The following is a 14231-nucleotide window of genomic DNA, read 5'->3' on the forward strand; positions in this document are numbered from 1 at the left end:
CCGCCCACGCGCGGGTGCGGGGTCGGAAAGGGGCCTGCGGAGGCGGGTTCCGGCCCGTTTTCCGTCCCGCACGCCGCCCACCCACGGGTGCGGGATCGGAAAGGGGCGTCGGGGCGGAGGCGCTCCGTCCCGCTGTCCCGCGGCTCGTCCGCACTCCTGAAATCACATACGGAACGCAAGAGAGAGAAGCACATGAAGAAGAAGATCCTGACCCTCACCGCCCTGGGCGCCGCAGCAGCGCTCACCCTCGCCGGATGCAGCGGCGACGGAGCCGGTGGCACCAGCGCGGGCGGCGGCGACGCCGACGACAAGGGCACCATCACCCTCGGCTTCCTGCCCTCCTGGACCGACGGCCTCAGCACCGCGTACCTCCTGCAGGACCAGCTGGAGAAGATCGGTTACACGGTCGAGATGAAGACGCTCACCGAGGCGGGTCCCCTCTACACGGGTCTCGCGCAGGGCGATGTCGACATGTACCCGTCGGCCTGGCCCGAGCTCACGCACGCCGAGTACATGAAGAAGTACGGCGACGACATCGAAGACCTCGGCGCGTACTACGACAACGCCAAGCTCACCCTGGCGGTGCCGGAGTACTCCGATCTCACCTCGATCGAAGACCTGGCGGGCAAGGGGGCGGACTTCGACGGCAAGATCTACGGCATCGAGCCGGGCGCCGGCCTCACCGCGCAGACGCAGAAGATGATGCCCGAGTACGGGCTCGACGGCGAGTACGAGCTGGTGACGTCGTCGACCGCGGCGATGCTGACCGAGCTGAAGACCGCGACCGACAAGCAGGAGGACATCGTCGTCACGCTGTGGCGTCCGTTCTGGGCCAACGACGCCTTCCCCGTGAAGGACCTCGAAGACCCGAAGGGCGCGATGGGCGAGGCCGAGGGCCTGCACTTCCTCGGCACCAAGGGCTTCGCCGAGGAGTTCCCGGAGGCGGCCGAGCTGATCGAGAAGATCAAGCTCGACGACGAGCAGTACGGTGCGCTCGAAGACCTCGTGGTCAACGAGTACGGCGAGGGCAAGGAAGCCGACGCGGTCGACGCGTGGCTGGAGAAGTACGGCGACCAGTTCGACTGGACCGTCAGCTGAGCTGACCCGTCTCTGCACGAAGGGAGGGCTCCCGTCCGGGGGCCCTCCCTTCGACGTCTCCCCCGGGCGGGGCTTGCCTTCGCGATTGCGGTGGCGGGTCGGCGTGCGCTTCACTGAACCCGAACCCCACCCGGCACGCGACACCCGAGGACGAGATGGCCACCGAGAGCACCACACCCCTCCGCGTCCGGCCGCGGATCTGGATCGGCCTCGTCATCTACCTGGCGTACGTCGCTGTCGTCTTCACCGTGCAGCAGGCGACCGGCATTCCCTACACGTCCCTCGGCGACAGCGGACGCGACCTCTTCCTGGGCGCCGGCCTGTCCCTCATCGTCGGAGCGGTGCTCCTGGCGATCACGACGAGCCTGCTCGGGTGGTGGCGTCCCGCCCTGTTCGAGCGGACGCGCGCCGCGCATCGCTGGCCGATCATCGCCCCGGTGCTGATGGCGGTGGCCCTGGGCGTGAACCTCGCCTCCACCGACTGGGCCTCCTACGACGGCGCCTTCTTCGCCGCGTCGATCGTCCTGCTGCTGGTCGGCTTCACCGAGGAGCTGACCACGCGCGGACTGCTGCTCGTCGGGCTGCGCAGCCGCCTGTCCGAGGTGTGGGTGTGGCTGCTGACCTCCGCGCTGTTCGGACTCATGCACCTCATCAACGCGCTCAGCGGGCAGCCCCTCGCCCCCACGCTGCAGCAGGTGTTCCTCGCCTTCGGCGCCGGCACCATCTTCTACGTCCTGCGCCGCGTGACCGGCAGCCTGATCTGGGCCATGGTGCTGCACGGGTTCTGGGACTTCTCGACGTTCGCGGTCGGGCACGGCGCCGCGGGACCGCTGGCCGGGCTGGGTCCTGTGCTGGAGATCGTCGCGGTGGTGGTGGCGCTGGTGGGCGTCGCGTTCGTGATCCGCGGCGCCGACGAGCGCACCGCGACACCGTAGAGCACTCGTCCGCCGTGGGCGGCACCCCCCTTACGCTCCGCGGGGGAAGGTGCGGCCATGACCGTTCGTGGACCCGGCCGGGCCCCGGCAACGGGAGAGGGAACCATGTGCACAGGACTGACGGCACGAACGAGAAAGGCCTGAGCATGGCCGGACTCAACTTCCCCGACAACGCCTTGTACCCCGCGGAGGGATCGGGCGGCACGGAGATCACCCCGTTCGAGTTCATCCCCTGGGTGCTCGGGCAGTTCGAGACCGTCGCCCAGGTGAAGGACGCGCTGCGATCCGTGAGCCTCGTCGACATCTCCTTCAGCGCGGAGTTCCCGCTGTCGCCGCTGCACTGGATCATCGCCGACCGGACCGCCTCGATCGTGGTGGAGAGCGTGCGTGACGGACTGAAGGTGTACGACAACCCGTGGGGCGTGCTCACGAACAACCCCACGTTCGACATCCAGAGCTTCCGCCTGAACGACTACCGGCACCTCACGCGCCGCCAGCCCGACAACACGTTCGCGCCGGATCAGTCGCTCGACCTGTACAGCCGCGGCATGGGCGGGATCGGGCTGCCCGGCGACCTGTCGTCGTCGTCGCGCTTCATCAAGGCGGTGTTCACCCGCATGAACTCGGTCTGCGGCACCACCGAGTCGGAGTCGTTGAGCCAGTTCTTCCAGATCCTCGGCTCCGTCGCCCAGCAGCGCGGGTGCGTGCAGGTGGGCGACGAGGAGAAGTACGAGATCACGATCTACTCGTCCTGCTGCAACACCGACCGGGGCGTCTACTACTACACGACGTACGAGAACAGTCAGATCACCGGGGTCGACATGCACCGTGAAGACCTCGACGGCACCGCGCTCGCCGTGCACCCGCTCGTCGAGGGGCAGCAGATCGCGATGCAGAACTGACGCGCCTCGGGCCCGTCGTCTCGCTGCGCTCGCTCAGGGACCGGGGTGACGCTCGGCGGGGGCCGGGGCTCGGGCCCTTCGTCTCGCTGCGCACGCTCAGGGACCGGCGCCTCGGACGACGGACGCAACCCCCTGACCGGCGTGCGGCGGCCGGCGTAGCCTGTGGCCGTGGACGGGTTCGCGGCGGTCGACTTCGGGTTCGCCCGCGAGGTCCTGCAGCGGGGCATCGCGGGGCTGTACGTGGTCGCGTTCGTCTCCACGCTCAACCAGTTCCGCGCCCTGCTCGGCGAGCACGGACTGCTGCCCGCCCCGGCCCTGCTCGACTGGGTCGCGCAGAAGAGCGAGCGACGGAAGCTGCTGCATCCCACGCTGTTCACGCGCTGGCGCTACACCGACCGGCGGCTCGTGGCGCTGTCGTGGGCCGGGATCGCGGTGGGCGTGCTGCTGGTCGCGGGGGTGCCGCAGTTCGGGCCGCCGTGGCTGCCGATGGTGTGCTTCCTCGCGCTGTGGTTCGGGTACATGTCGGTCGTGAGCATCGGGCAGACGTTCTACTCCTTCGGGTGGGAGATGCTGCTGCTCGAGGCCGGGTTCCTGGCGGCGTTCCTGGGGTCGAACGACCAGCCGCCGCCGGTCGTGGTGATGGTGCTGTTCTGGTGGCTGCTGTTCCGCCTGGAGTTCGGTGCCGGGATGATCAAGATCCGCGGCGGGCGCGAGTGGCGCGACCTCACCGCCATGACGTTCCACCACGAGACGCAGCCGATGCCGGGCCCGCTCAGCCGCCAGGCGCACCTGCTGCCGCGGTGGTTCCACAGGCTGGAGGTCATCGGCAACCACGTCGCGCAGCTGGTCGTGCCGTTCTTCCTGTTCGCTCCCGTCCTGTCGCTGTGGGTGCCGGGACCGGTGCCGCAGATCGTCGGCGCGGTCGCCGGCGGTGTCGTGATCGCGACCCAGCTGTGGCTCGTGCTCACCGGCAACTTCGCGTGGCTGAACGCGGCGACGATCGTGCTCGGCTTCTCGGCGATCGGGCTGCCGGGGGTGGGCGCGGCCGAGCGGTCACCCGAGACGGCGCTGCCCTGGACCGTGTCGGGGATGCCGCTGTGGTGGGTCGTGGTGACCTCGGCCGTCGGCGTGCTGTTCGTGGTGCTGAGCGTGCCGGCCGTGCGGAACCTGTTCGCGCGGCGGCAGCTGATGAACGCGAGTTTCCACCGGTGGCAGCTCGCCAACGCCTACGGCGCCTTCGGCACGGTGACGCGGGAACGCATCGAGATCGTGGTGGAGGGGTCGGACGACGAGGAAGGGGTGCACTGGCGCGAGTACGGGTTCCGCGGCAAGCCCGGAGACGTGCGGCGCGTGCCGCGGCAGTTCGCCCCGTACCACCTGCGGCTGGACTGGCTGATGTGGTTCCTGCCGCTCGGGCACTCGCTGGACGACTGGTTCACGGTGTTCCTGCTGCGACTGCTCGAGGCCGACGGCCCGACCCTGCGGATGCTGCGTGTCGACCCGTTCCACGGTGAACGGCCGCGATGGGTGCGGGCGGTGTCGTACCGGTACCGTTTCGCGACCCGCGCGGAGCATCGCGCCGACGGTGCCGTGTGGGTGCGCAGCGGTCGCCGTGTGATCCTCGGTCCGCTCGGCCTGCGCTGAGGATCGGGCGTCGTGGGGTCACGGGCGCACGGGGCGGGTTCAGGGGGTGGGCGACGGCGGGGGAGCAGGAGGCGCGAGGCCGAGCGAGGGGGCGACCGTGTTCAGTCCTGCCGCCAATCCGAGGGCGAGCGCGTCGCCGGTGTGGCCGGCCCCGGGGATCTCGGTGAGGGTGACGTTCATGCCGGCGGCCGTGGCGGCGTCGGCGAGGCGTCGCGTTCCGGGGCCGAAGCCGCCGTCCTCCGTGCCGGTCGTCACGGCGGCGGTGACCCCCGCGTACCGACCCGTGTTCCTGGCGAGGATCGCCGCCGGCTTGTCGGCCTCGAAGGCTGCGGCGTCGCCACCGTAGACATCGGCGCGCACCCGGTCGGCATACTCCACGCCGGGGAATTCCTCCGGTGAGACGGCCACGAGGGTGCCCCAGGCCGCCGGATCGAGCGCCGTGTACTTCACGGCGCACACGCCGCCGTTGGAGTACCCGCCGAGCACCCATCCCTTCGGCTGCGTGCCGACGTGCAGGTTCTGCCGGATCCACGCCGGCACGTCTTTCCGGATGTAGGTCTCGGCGTTGCCGTAGGTCGAGGAGTCCGCGCAGGCAGGGTCGCGACCGTTGCCGATCTGATCCGCGATGATCACGATCGGCGCGAGTCCCCGGTGCTCGGCGGCGAACCTGTCGAGCGTCGGGGTGATCATCTCGGGGTTCGGCGTGCCGGGGTAGCCGAGCATGAACACCATCACGGGCAGCAGAGGCGGGTTCTTCACCTGCGCAGCCGGGGGCAGGTACAGGCCGGCCTGCCGGGCCTGGAACCCCGAGGCCGCGCCGGGGATCGTGACCGTGCCGACCTTCCCCTGGGCGGGCATGTCCGCCGGCGGCTGCCACGACTCGTACAGCGGGCGATCCGGCGGAGGAGCATCGCCGGTGTCGGCGTTCGGCAGGTCGATGGGCTTCGAGACGACGATGCCGAGCGCGTCGGCGACCGTCTTGTCGAGGCCGTAGAACGCGTTGATGCCGATGCCGCCGGCGAGCGCGAACACCGGGATGGACACGGCGGCGACGACCTTGCGCCACCACCGCGAGTCCCACAGGTTCACGATCGCCAGCCCGATCGCGGCGCACGTGGCGATCAGAAGCCCCAGCACCTCGAGCGTGAGGTCTCCGCCGAACGCCTTCGTCCGGTTCGCGAGGGCGTACACCCCCAGGGCCACCGCGGTACCGGCGAGGAGGCCGATCGCGGAGGTGAGCAGGCGCCGCCGGGTCGGACGGCGGAGCAGCAGATACAGCGCACAGACGCCGGCGAGCGCGAACACGACGATCGGGACGGGCCCGCCGAGGATCTGGATCTGGAGGAGCGCTTCCATGTCAGGAGCGCCCCGTGGGGGCGATGCTCGCCCGGTCGCTCGGATCGTCCGTATCGAGGGGAGAAGCACACGCCATGGCGATCATCGTAAGAAGAAGCGCCCACTCCCCCCGACCGTTTCGAGTGCTTCATATCGGTCGTGCGGCCGAGCGCAGCGAAACGCCCCGGCCGGGGTGCGAGACCCCGGACGGAGCGTTCCGTTCCGCTTGGCGACGATCAGCTGACCTTCTTCCGGTAGGAGATGATCGCGAACACGTAGGCGACCACGAGGATGCCGACGCACCAGGCGAGGGCGATCCAGATGTCATCGCCGACGGGCTGCTCGGCGAACAGCGCCTGGATGGTGTTGACGATCGAGGTGACCGGCTGGTTGTCGGCGAACCACTGCACGGGTGCGGGCATGGTGTCGGTCGGCACGAACGCCGAGCTGATGAACGGCAGGAAGATCAGCGGATACGAGAACGCGCTCGCTCCGTCGACCGTCTTGGCGTTCAGGCCGGCGATGATCGCCAGCCACGTCAGCGCGAGGGTGAACAGCATCAGGATGCCGATCACTCCGAGCCAGGCCCACACGCTCGCCCCGGTGCGGAAGCCCATCAGGAAGCCGACGCCGAAGATGATCGCGAGGGTGATCGCGTTCGCCGTGAGCGACGTCAGCACGTGGGCCCACAGCACGCTCGATCGGGCGATCGGCATGGAGTGGAACCGCTCGAAGATGCCGCTCTGCATGTCGGTGAACAGCCGGAACGCGGTGTAGGCGATGCCCGACGCGATCGCGATGAGCAGGATGCCCGGCAGCAGGTAGTTCACGTAGTTGTCGGTGCCGGTGCTCTGCTGGAGCGCGCCGCCGAAGACGTACACGAACAGGAGCATCAGCGCGATCGGGGTGACCGCGGTGGTGATGATCGTGTCGGGGCTGCGGAAGATGTGCCGCATGGAGCGGCCGGTGAGGGTCGCCGTGTCGGCGGCGAAGTGCGTGCTCATGCTGCGTCCTTTCGTGAGGGTCCGATCAGGGTGAGGAAGATCTCCTCGAGGGTGGGCTGCTTCTCGACGTACTCGACCTGCGCGGGCGGGAGCAGCTGCTTCAGCCCGGCGAGGGTGTCGTTCGCGATGATGCGGCCCTCGTGCAGGATCGCGATCCGGTCGGCCAGCTGCTCCGCCTCGTCGAGGTACTGCGTGGTGAGCAGCACCGTGGTGCCGCTGTGCGCGAGCTGCTTCACGACGTCCCACACCTCGATGCGCGCCTCGGGGTCGAGGCCCGTGGTCGGCTCGTCGAGGTAGATCACCTCGGGGTCGCCGACCAGGCTCATCGCGATGTCGAGCCGCCGCCGCATGCCGCCCGAGTAGGTGCCGACCTTGCGGCCACCGGCGTCCGTCAGGCGGAAGGTGGCCAGCAGGCGGTCGGCGACCCCGCCCGGGTCGGGCAGGTGCCGCAGCTTCGCGACCAGCACGAGGTTCTCGCGCCCGGTGAGGATCTCGTCGACCGCGGCGAACTGCCCGGTGAGACTGATCTTCTCGCGGACGCCGAGGGGGTTCGCGGCGACGTCGACGCCCTGCACGGTCGCCGTGCCGGCGTCGGCCTTCAGCAGCGTGGAGAGGATCCGCACCATCGTGGTCTTGCCGGCACCGTTCGACCCGAGGAGGGCGAAGATCGATCCCCGCTCCACCTCGAAGTCGACGCCGCGCAGCACGTGCAGGTCCTTGTAGGACTTCTCGATGCCTCGCACCGAGAGGGCGGTGTTCGTCATGACTGCTCCTTCTTCTTCGCGTCCTCGACGGCCTTGGTCAGCCGGGCGCGCTCCTTGTCGACCCACTGGGTGCCCCCGTAGGCCTCGGCGTAGGTCTCGGCGAACTCGACCGGGTCGGCGCCGATGATGTCGTCGATCGGGGTGCCGTCGATCGCGGCGCGCTCCCACAGGTCGGCGAGGTCGAGGAAGATCTGCACGAGCGTGTCGCCGTCGGTGATCCCCCCGTAGTACATCGTGTAGCGGTGCTGGGCGTTGGCGACCGTGCGGTACGGCTCGGGCAGAGCCTCGATCCGCGCCTTCGCCTGCTTGTACTGCTTCTTCTGCTCGAGCGATCCGGTGAGCGCTTCGATCCACTTGGCGGCCATGTCAGTTCTCCTCGCTGGGGGTGTTCGTGTGAGTGGTGTTGAGTCGTTTGATGTGTGTCGTGAGGAAGTTCCAGGTGGTCCAGAACTCCTCCAGCTCCTGCCGGCCCGCGGCGTTCAGGGTGTACACCTTGCGGGGCGGGCCCTTCTCGCTCGGCACCTTCTCGACGTCGACGAGCTTCTTCTGCTCGATACGCACCAGCAGGGCGTAGACGGTGCCCTCGGCGGTGTCGGTGAAGCCGTGGTCGCGCAGGCGCGTGGTGATCTCGTAGCCGTAGGCCGGCTGCTCGGCGAGGAGGGCCAGCACGATGCCCTCCAGGGTGCCCTTGAGCATCTCGGTCATCTGCTTGCCCATGTGGTCCCCCTCTCCTTCTCGGTTCAGTACTCAGTGTTGCTGGGTACCGGTACAAAGTAACACTGAGTACCGGTACTTAGCAACACCGAATACCCGAACTTCTTCGGAGAGGTGCGACGGGTCAGCTGCGCAGGTAGGCGAGCACGGCGAGGACGCGGCGATGCCCGCTGTCGCTCGACGAGAGGCCGAGCTTGGCGAAGATGTTGCCGATGTGCTTGCTCACGGCGGTCTCCGTGACGAACAGCCGCTCGGCGATCGTGGTGCCCAGACCGTCGGCTCCCGCGGCGAGCAGCTCCCCCGCGTAGCGCTGATCGGGGCGACCCGCGGCCAGGTGCGTGCCACCATGCGGGTCGAGGCGATCCTCGTCGCCGCGATCTCGATGGTGTTCGGCGTGCTCGTGGCGATCCCGCCGCTGATGGGGATGAGCTACGGCATCTCCGGACAGCCGGTCCCCGCGATGCCGGTCCTCGGCTCGCTCGCGATCATCGGCGGCATGGGGGCGCTGGCGCTGGTCGCCCTCCGCGTCGCGACGGGCGCGGCGCTGCGGCGTCGGCCGATCGAGGAGATCGGTTCGCGCGAGTAGTGCGGTGTGACGGGGGCGTCCGCGCGGCGGGCGTCCCCGTCAGCAGCAGCCGGGGAGACGGTTGCCGAACAGCGGCAGCGTCAGCGCGGCGCGACCGGCGACGTAGGTCGCGGCGAGCAGCAGGAGGAGAAGGACCGTCCCGATCATCGGTGCCCACGACCTCGCACGGGGGTGCTGACCGAGCAGGAGCATCGCCACGACGGTCGCCGCCAGCAGCACGAGGGCGCCGACGTAGAAGGTGTCGATGGCGGCCGAGAACGCGGTGTAGTCGCAGGAGGTGGCGGTGCAGCTCGCGATGCTGAGCGTCGAGGTGAACGTGACCGCGAAGCCGAACACCGTGAAGACCGCCTGGAGTCCCAGGCCCAAGACGAGGAAGCTCCCTCGTGCCTCTGCCGCCGACGGGCGGCCCCCTGCCTCCATCGCGCCATCGTCTCACGGGGATGTGGCGGCCTGACGGAGCGTGGGGTGAAAAGGCGGGGTGAATTCTCCCGGTCCGGCCGGGACGGAGCTGCGCACCCGGGCAGTCTGGCGGAGGCCCGGACCGAGTACGCCATACCCGATGGTGCTCGGCGGTCGCCTGAGGGGGCGGGGCTTCCGTGTGCGCGCACGCGCCGCGGACAGCGATGGATGGGGAGTGAAGTCGTGAGATTCCGTGATGCCCGTGAGCAGCGGCCGAGCCGCTGGAGCCGGACCAGGAAGCTGATCGGCGGTGTGGTGAGCACCGCGCTCGTCGCCTCGTCGATGATCGTGGTGGGCGGCACGCTCACCGCGGCGCCGGCCGCAGCAGCCGAGCCGTTCCTCTGCACGCCGGGAGCGGTGTACGTGCAGAGCACCTCCGAGGTGCGCGAGTTCGCGGTGAACGAGCAGGGCGGCGCCCCCGGCGACGGCGGCACGCTCAGCAGCATCAACCTCGGCGCAAACCACTCCAACAACGCGCTCGGGCTCTCGTCCAACGGACGCTACGCGTACACCGTCACGAACGCCGCCGGCAGCAAGATGCTCGCGAAGCACGACCGCGTGACCGACACCACCACGCGCACCTCGTTCTCGCTCAACTCCTCGGTCCTGCGCGGCGCCGTGCACCCCGTCACCGGCGTGTACTACTTCGCCAGCGGCACGATCAACGGCGCCATCAACCTGTACGCGTGGAACGAGAACGTCACCCCGCAGACCTACGTGCAGGTCGGCACGCTGCGCCCGACCACCGGCAGCAGCGCGTTCGGCGCCAACGGCGACATGGCCTTCAGCGCCTCCGGTCAGCTCGTGCTCGTGGCCGACAACTACATCTACTCGTCCGACCTGCCGAGCACGCTGCAGCCGAGCACCGCCACGATCGACGCCAAGCAGGTGCACGACATGGGCGCGGGCGTGCAGGGCAACGGCATCGCGTTCGGCAACCTCGGGCACATCTTCGTGTCGGTGTCCGGCGGCGGCAACCGCATCATCGAGGTGGACCTGCCCCGTGGGGCGACCGTGAACACCACGTCGCTGGGGAACTTCGGACCCACCGACATGGCCAGCTGCACGTTCCCCAACACCCTCACGCTCAAGAAGGACCTCCCGAACGGGCGCCAGGCCGACACCGACCAGTTCGCGCTGCGCGTGCAGTCGCCCACCGGCTACCAGGTGCCGCAGACCGATGCCACGACACGTGGCGCGCAACCCGGCCTGCAGCCCGACTACGCGGGTCCGGTGTTCACCAACCAGGGCGACGCCTTCCAGCTCTCCGAGTCGCCTGCCGGCACGACCGACCCGACCCGCTACGACGCGTCCCTGGTCTGCGTGCAGGTCAACCCCGACGGCTCGACGACCCCGGTCGCGGTGACCGCCGACGGCCAGGTCACCCAGCCATCCGGTCCGCTCGGCACCGACGTCACCTGCACGTACACGAACCTGCGCCTCGCACCCGGCCTGGCCCTGCGCAAGACCTCGGATCCCGCGAACGGCACCGCCGTGACCGCGGGGCAGCGCGTCACCTACACGGTCGAGGCGGAGAACACCGGCAACACGCGCCTCGACCCGGTGACCGTGAGCGACGACCTGTCCGGCGTGCGCGCCGTCGCGACCTACCAGGGCGACGTGGCGACCGCGATCGACGGCGACCCGGTGACCTCGGGCGCCGCGACCGTCACGGGCGACGAGCTCGCCTGGAGCGGTGCGCTCGAGCCCGGCCAGGTGCTGACCGTGACCTACTCGGTTATCGTCGACGAGGGCGTGGAGGGCGAGCGCATCGCCAACAGCGTCACCGCGTCGGGCACGCCCCCCGGCGGCTTCGACCCGATCGTCCCCCCGGCCGTCACGACCGAGCACCCCGTCGCCGGCTTCGAGCTCGTCAAGACCTCGTCGCCCGCCTCGGGCAGCACGGTCGAGCCCGGCCAGACCATCCAGTACACCGTGACCGGCACCAACACCGGCGCGACTCCGCTCGACCCCGCCTCGCTCACGGACGACCTCTCCGGCGTGCTCGCCCACGCCGCGTACAACGACGACCTCACGACCGCGATCGACGGCACGACCCTCACCACGGGCGGCGCGACCCTCACCGGCAGCACCCTCGCCTGGACCGGGGCCCTCCAGCCCGGGCAGACCGTGACCGTGACCTACTCCGTGACCGTGGGAGAGGACGCCTCGGGCGAGATCCTCCGCAACACCGTCGCGGGCTCCGGCACCCCGGTCACGCCCGACCCCGGCGACCCGACCGGCCCGCTGGTGCCCGGTGAGCCGATCGTCCCGCCGACCTCCACCACGGAGCACCCCGTGCTCGGTTCCGGCTTCACGATCTCGAAGACGGCCGACCCCGCGTCGGGCACCCGCGTCGACCCGGGCAGCGTGATCACGTACACCGTCACGGGCACCAACACGGGCGACACCGTGCTCGACCCGGCGACGATCACGGACGACCTGCGCGACGTGCTGGCCCACGCGAGCTCGAACGACGATGCGACCGCGACCCGCGGCGACGTCCGCGTGGCCGACGGAACGCTGAACTGGAGCGGCCGGCTGCTCCCGGGGCAGGACGTGGTGATCACCTACTCGGTCACGGTCGACGCCACCGCGGGCGGCGAGCTCATCGCCAACACCGCCACCGGCGCCGCGACCCCGCTCATCCCCACGGATCCGAGCGACCCCGGCAGCCCGACCACGCCTGGCACGCCGATCACGCCGCCGCCCGCCACCACGGAGCACCCGGTGAACCAGCCCGGCTTCACGTTCGCGAAGACGGTCGACCCCGCCACGGGCACCGCCGTCGACCCCGGCACCGTGCTGACCTACACGCTGACCGCCGCGAACACCGGCGAGACCGTGCTCGACCCGGTCGCGATCACGGACGACCTGTCCGGCGTGCTGCCCTCGGCGGCGTACAACGGCGACGCTGTCGCGACCATCGGCGGCGCGTCCGCGGGTGCCGTGACCGTCGACGGCGCGACACTCGCCTGGAGCGGGTCGCTCGCGGTCGGGGAGACCGTGACCGTCACCTACTCCGTGACTGTGACCGCAGAAGGCGTCGGCACCGTGATCGAGAACGCGGCGACCGCGTCTGCCACGCCGCCCGGCGGCTCCGTCATCACGCCGCCTCCCGGCACCACGACCACGCCGGTGAACCGTCCGGGCTTCTCGCTGTCGAAGAGCGCGGACCCGGCGACGGGCACCGCGGTCGACCCCGGCGCGGTCATCACCTACACGGTGACCGGCGTGAACACGGGTGAGACGGCGCTTGACCCCGTCGCGATCACGGACGACCTGTCCGAGGTGCTCGCCCACGCCGCGTTCACCGGCGATGCGACCGCCACGATCGACGGCGTCCCGGCCACGGCTCCCACCGTGGCGGGCGACCGGTTGTCGTGGAGCGGTGCACTGCCGGTGGGTGCGACCGTCACCCTCACGTACTCCGTGACCGTGGCGGCCGACGCGGGCGGCACCGTGCTGGCGAACCGGGCCTCCGGCTCCGCGACCCCGCCCGGGGGCGTGCCGCCGATCGAGACGCCGCCCGCCACGACCGAGCACCCGGTCAACGCGCCCGGCTTCGAGCTGCGCAAGACCGCCGACCCCGCGGATGGCACCCGCGTCGACCCGGGCAGCGTCATCACGTACACCGTGACCGGCGTGAACACGGGTGAGACGGCTCTGGCACCCGTGAGCATCGACGACGACCTGTCGGGCGTGCTCGCCCACGCCGACTACAACGGCGACGCGACGGCCACCGTGGTCGACGGCGTCGCGCCCGCCCCGGTCGTGGCCGGCGACGAGCTGACGTGGACGGGCGACCTCGCGGTCGGCCAGCGCGTCACCATCACCTACTCGGTGACCGTGCACGCAGACGCGGGCGGTGCGACCATCGCCAACACGGTCGAGGGCACGGCGACGCCTCCGGGCGGCGCGGTGATCACGCCCCCGCCGACGACCACGGAGAACCCGGTCGGCACCCCCGGCTTCACGTTCGCGAAGACCTCGGACCCCGGTTCGGGCACGGCCGTGGCGACGGGAAGCGTCGTGACCTACACGCTCACCGGCACCAACACCGGCGAGACCGGGCTGGACGAGGTGGTCGTGCGGGACGACCTGGCCGGAGTGCTGCGGCACGCCGACCTGCGCGGCACGGCGACGGCCACGGTGGGTGACCGCGAGGTGGCCGCCCCCGTGATCGACGGGACGGCGCTGCGCTGGACGGGCAGTCTCGCGGAGGGGGAGAGCGTCGTGATCACCTACGCGGTGACCGTGCACGCCGACGCGGCAGGCGCCTCGCTGCGGAACGTGGCCGTCGCCTCGGCCACGCCGCCCGGAGGGGAGACGATCACCCCGCCCGCCGGCACGACCGAGAACCGGGTGCTGACGCCGCTCGCCGTCACCGGCGGACAGCTGGCGCCCTGGGTGCTGATGCTCGCGATCGCCCTGCTGCTCGCCGGAGCCGCGCTGCTGATCGTGCGCCGGCGTCGCATGCAGGCCTGACGACCCCCCGCCGGCTCCCGGCCGCCGCCCCACGCGCGGCCGGGGGCCCTCGGGATCAGTCGGGGAGCAGTCCGTGCCGGGCGGCCTGCTCCAGCGCCTCGGTGCGATTGGCCGCGTCGAGCTTGCGGTAGATGCTGCGCAGCTGGGTCTTGAGGGTGTTCGGCGACACGCTCAGCTCGGCGGCGATGTCCGGCAGCGCCGCCCCCGAGGTGAGGGCGTGCAGCACGACCTGCTCGCGGGACGACAGTCGCGGCCGCGTCGCGAACGACGGCAGCGCGGAACGCGTGGGCAGGGGCGCGCCG

The 14231-nt window shown here is 70.6% G+C and carries 14 protein-coding genes; 6 read left to right on the top strand and 8 right to left on the bottom strand.

Annotation, left to right across the window (positions count from 1 at the left end; translation table 11 throughout):
• Positions 1 to 192 precede the first annotated feature (192 nt).
• The 4 genes from DW309_RS07815 (at position 193) to DW309_RS07830 (ending at position 4579) form a co-directional block, all read left to right on the top strand.
• Positions 193 to 1098, top strand: a complete 906-nt coding sequence (locus DW309_RS07815) for a glycine betaine ABC transporter substrate-binding protein (RefSeq protein ID WP_136045054.1) — start codon at positions 193 to 195, stop codon at positions 1096 to 1098.
• 155 nt (positions 1099 to 1253) lie between these two features.
• Positions 1254 to 2033, top strand: a complete 780-nt coding sequence (locus DW309_RS07820; protein ID WP_136045055.1) for a CPBP family intramembrane glutamic endopeptidase — start codon at positions 1254 to 1256, stop codon at positions 2031 to 2033.
• 107 nt (positions 2034 to 2140) lie between these two features.
• Positions 2141 to 2935 carry a choloylglycine hydrolase gene (bsh, locus tag DW309_RS07825; RefSeq protein WP_275090285.1) on the top strand — a complete coding sequence of 265 codons (795 nt, stop codon included), beginning with the start codon at positions 2141 to 2143 and terminating at the stop codon, positions 2933 to 2935.
• 168 nt (positions 2936 to 3103) lie between these two features.
• On the top strand, positions 3104 to 4579 hold the full coding sequence (locus DW309_RS07830) for a lipase maturation factor family protein (RefSeq protein WP_136045057.1): 1476 nt from the start codon (positions 3104 to 3106) through the stop codon (positions 4577 to 4579).
• Between the two features lie 39 nt (positions 4580 to 4618).
• On the opposite strand, the gene DW309_RS07835 is transcribed toward DW309_RS07830, so the two are convergent.
• The 6 genes from DW309_RS07835 to DW309_RS07860 all read right to left on the bottom strand — a co-directional run bounded on the left by DW309_RS07835 (position 4619) and on the right by DW309_RS07860 (position 8622).
• Positions 4619 to 5935, bottom strand: coding sequence for an alpha/beta hydrolase (locus DW309_RS07835; protein WP_136045058.1), 1317 nt, complete (start codon positions 5933 to 5935; stop codon positions 4619 to 4621).
• A gap of 215 nt (positions 5936 to 6150) precedes the next feature.
• Positions 6151 to 6918 carry an ABC transporter permease gene (locus tag DW309_RS07840; RefSeq protein WP_136032210.1) on the bottom strand — a complete coding sequence of 256 codons (768 nt, stop codon included), beginning with the start codon at positions 6916 to 6918 and terminating at the stop codon, positions 6151 to 6153.
• Positions 6915 to 7682, bottom strand: coding sequence for an ABC transporter ATP-binding protein (locus DW309_RS07845; RefSeq protein ID WP_136045059.1), 768 nt, complete (start codon positions 7680 to 7682; stop codon positions 6915 to 6917). Before DW309_RS07845 ends, DW309_RS07840 begins: the two co-directional genes overlap by 4 nt.
• Positions 7679 to 8047, bottom strand: coding sequence for a DUF1048 domain-containing protein (locus DW309_RS07850; protein WP_136032206.1), 369 nt, complete (start codon positions 8045 to 8047; stop codon positions 7679 to 7681). The genes DW309_RS07845 and DW309_RS07850 overlap by 4 nt, the downstream gene beginning before the upstream one ends.
• Position 8048: 1 nt before the next feature.
• Entirely contained in the window at positions 8049 to 8399 is a 351-nt protein-coding gene (locus DW309_RS07855; RefSeq protein WP_136045060.1) for a PadR family transcriptional regulator, read from the bottom strand.
• Between the two features lie 121 nt (positions 8400 to 8520).
• A complete protein-coding gene (locus DW309_RS07860) occupies positions 8521 to 8622 on the bottom strand; it encodes a hypothetical protein (RefSeq protein ID WP_446724691.1) in 102 nt (33 codons plus the stop codon).
• Between DW309_RS07860 and DW309_RS07865 the strand changes: the two genes are divergently transcribed.
• Entirely contained in the window at positions 8611 to 8982 is a 372-nt protein-coding gene (locus DW309_RS07865) for a hypothetical protein (RefSeq protein ID WP_136045061.1), read from the top strand. The genes DW309_RS07860 and DW309_RS07865 overlap by 12 nt on opposite strands.
• A 39-nt stretch (positions 8983 to 9021) precedes the next feature.
• Here the strand turns inward: DW309_RS07865 and DW309_RS07870 are convergent, their stop codons facing one another.
• Positions 9022 to 9402: a hypothetical protein gene (locus tag DW309_RS07870; protein ID WP_136045062.1), complete on the bottom strand. Its 381-nt coding sequence runs from the start codon at positions 9400 to 9402 to the stop codon at positions 9022 to 9024.
• A gap of 222 nt (positions 9403 to 9624) precedes the next feature.
• Between DW309_RS07870 and DW309_RS07875 the strand changes: the two genes are divergently transcribed.
• Positions 9625 to 13929 (top strand): isopeptide-forming domain-containing fimbrial protein, encoded by a 4305-nt coding sequence (locus DW309_RS07875; RefSeq protein ID WP_240753156.1) that lies wholly within the window; start codon positions 9625 to 9627, stop codon positions 13927 to 13929.
• A gap of 55 nt (positions 13930 to 13984) precedes the next feature.
• Here DW309_RS07875 and DW309_RS07880 read toward each other — a convergent pair.
• A partial coding sequence (locus DW309_RS07880; protein WP_136045064.1) for a response regulator transcription factor occupies positions 13985 to 14231 on the bottom strand: 247 nt, incomplete at its 5' end.

This window comes from Microbacterium sp. K41, assembly GCF_004794395.1.
Taxonomy (GTDB): Bacteria; Actinomycetota; Actinomycetes; order Actinomycetales; family Microbacteriaceae; genus Microbacterium; species Microbacterium sufflavum.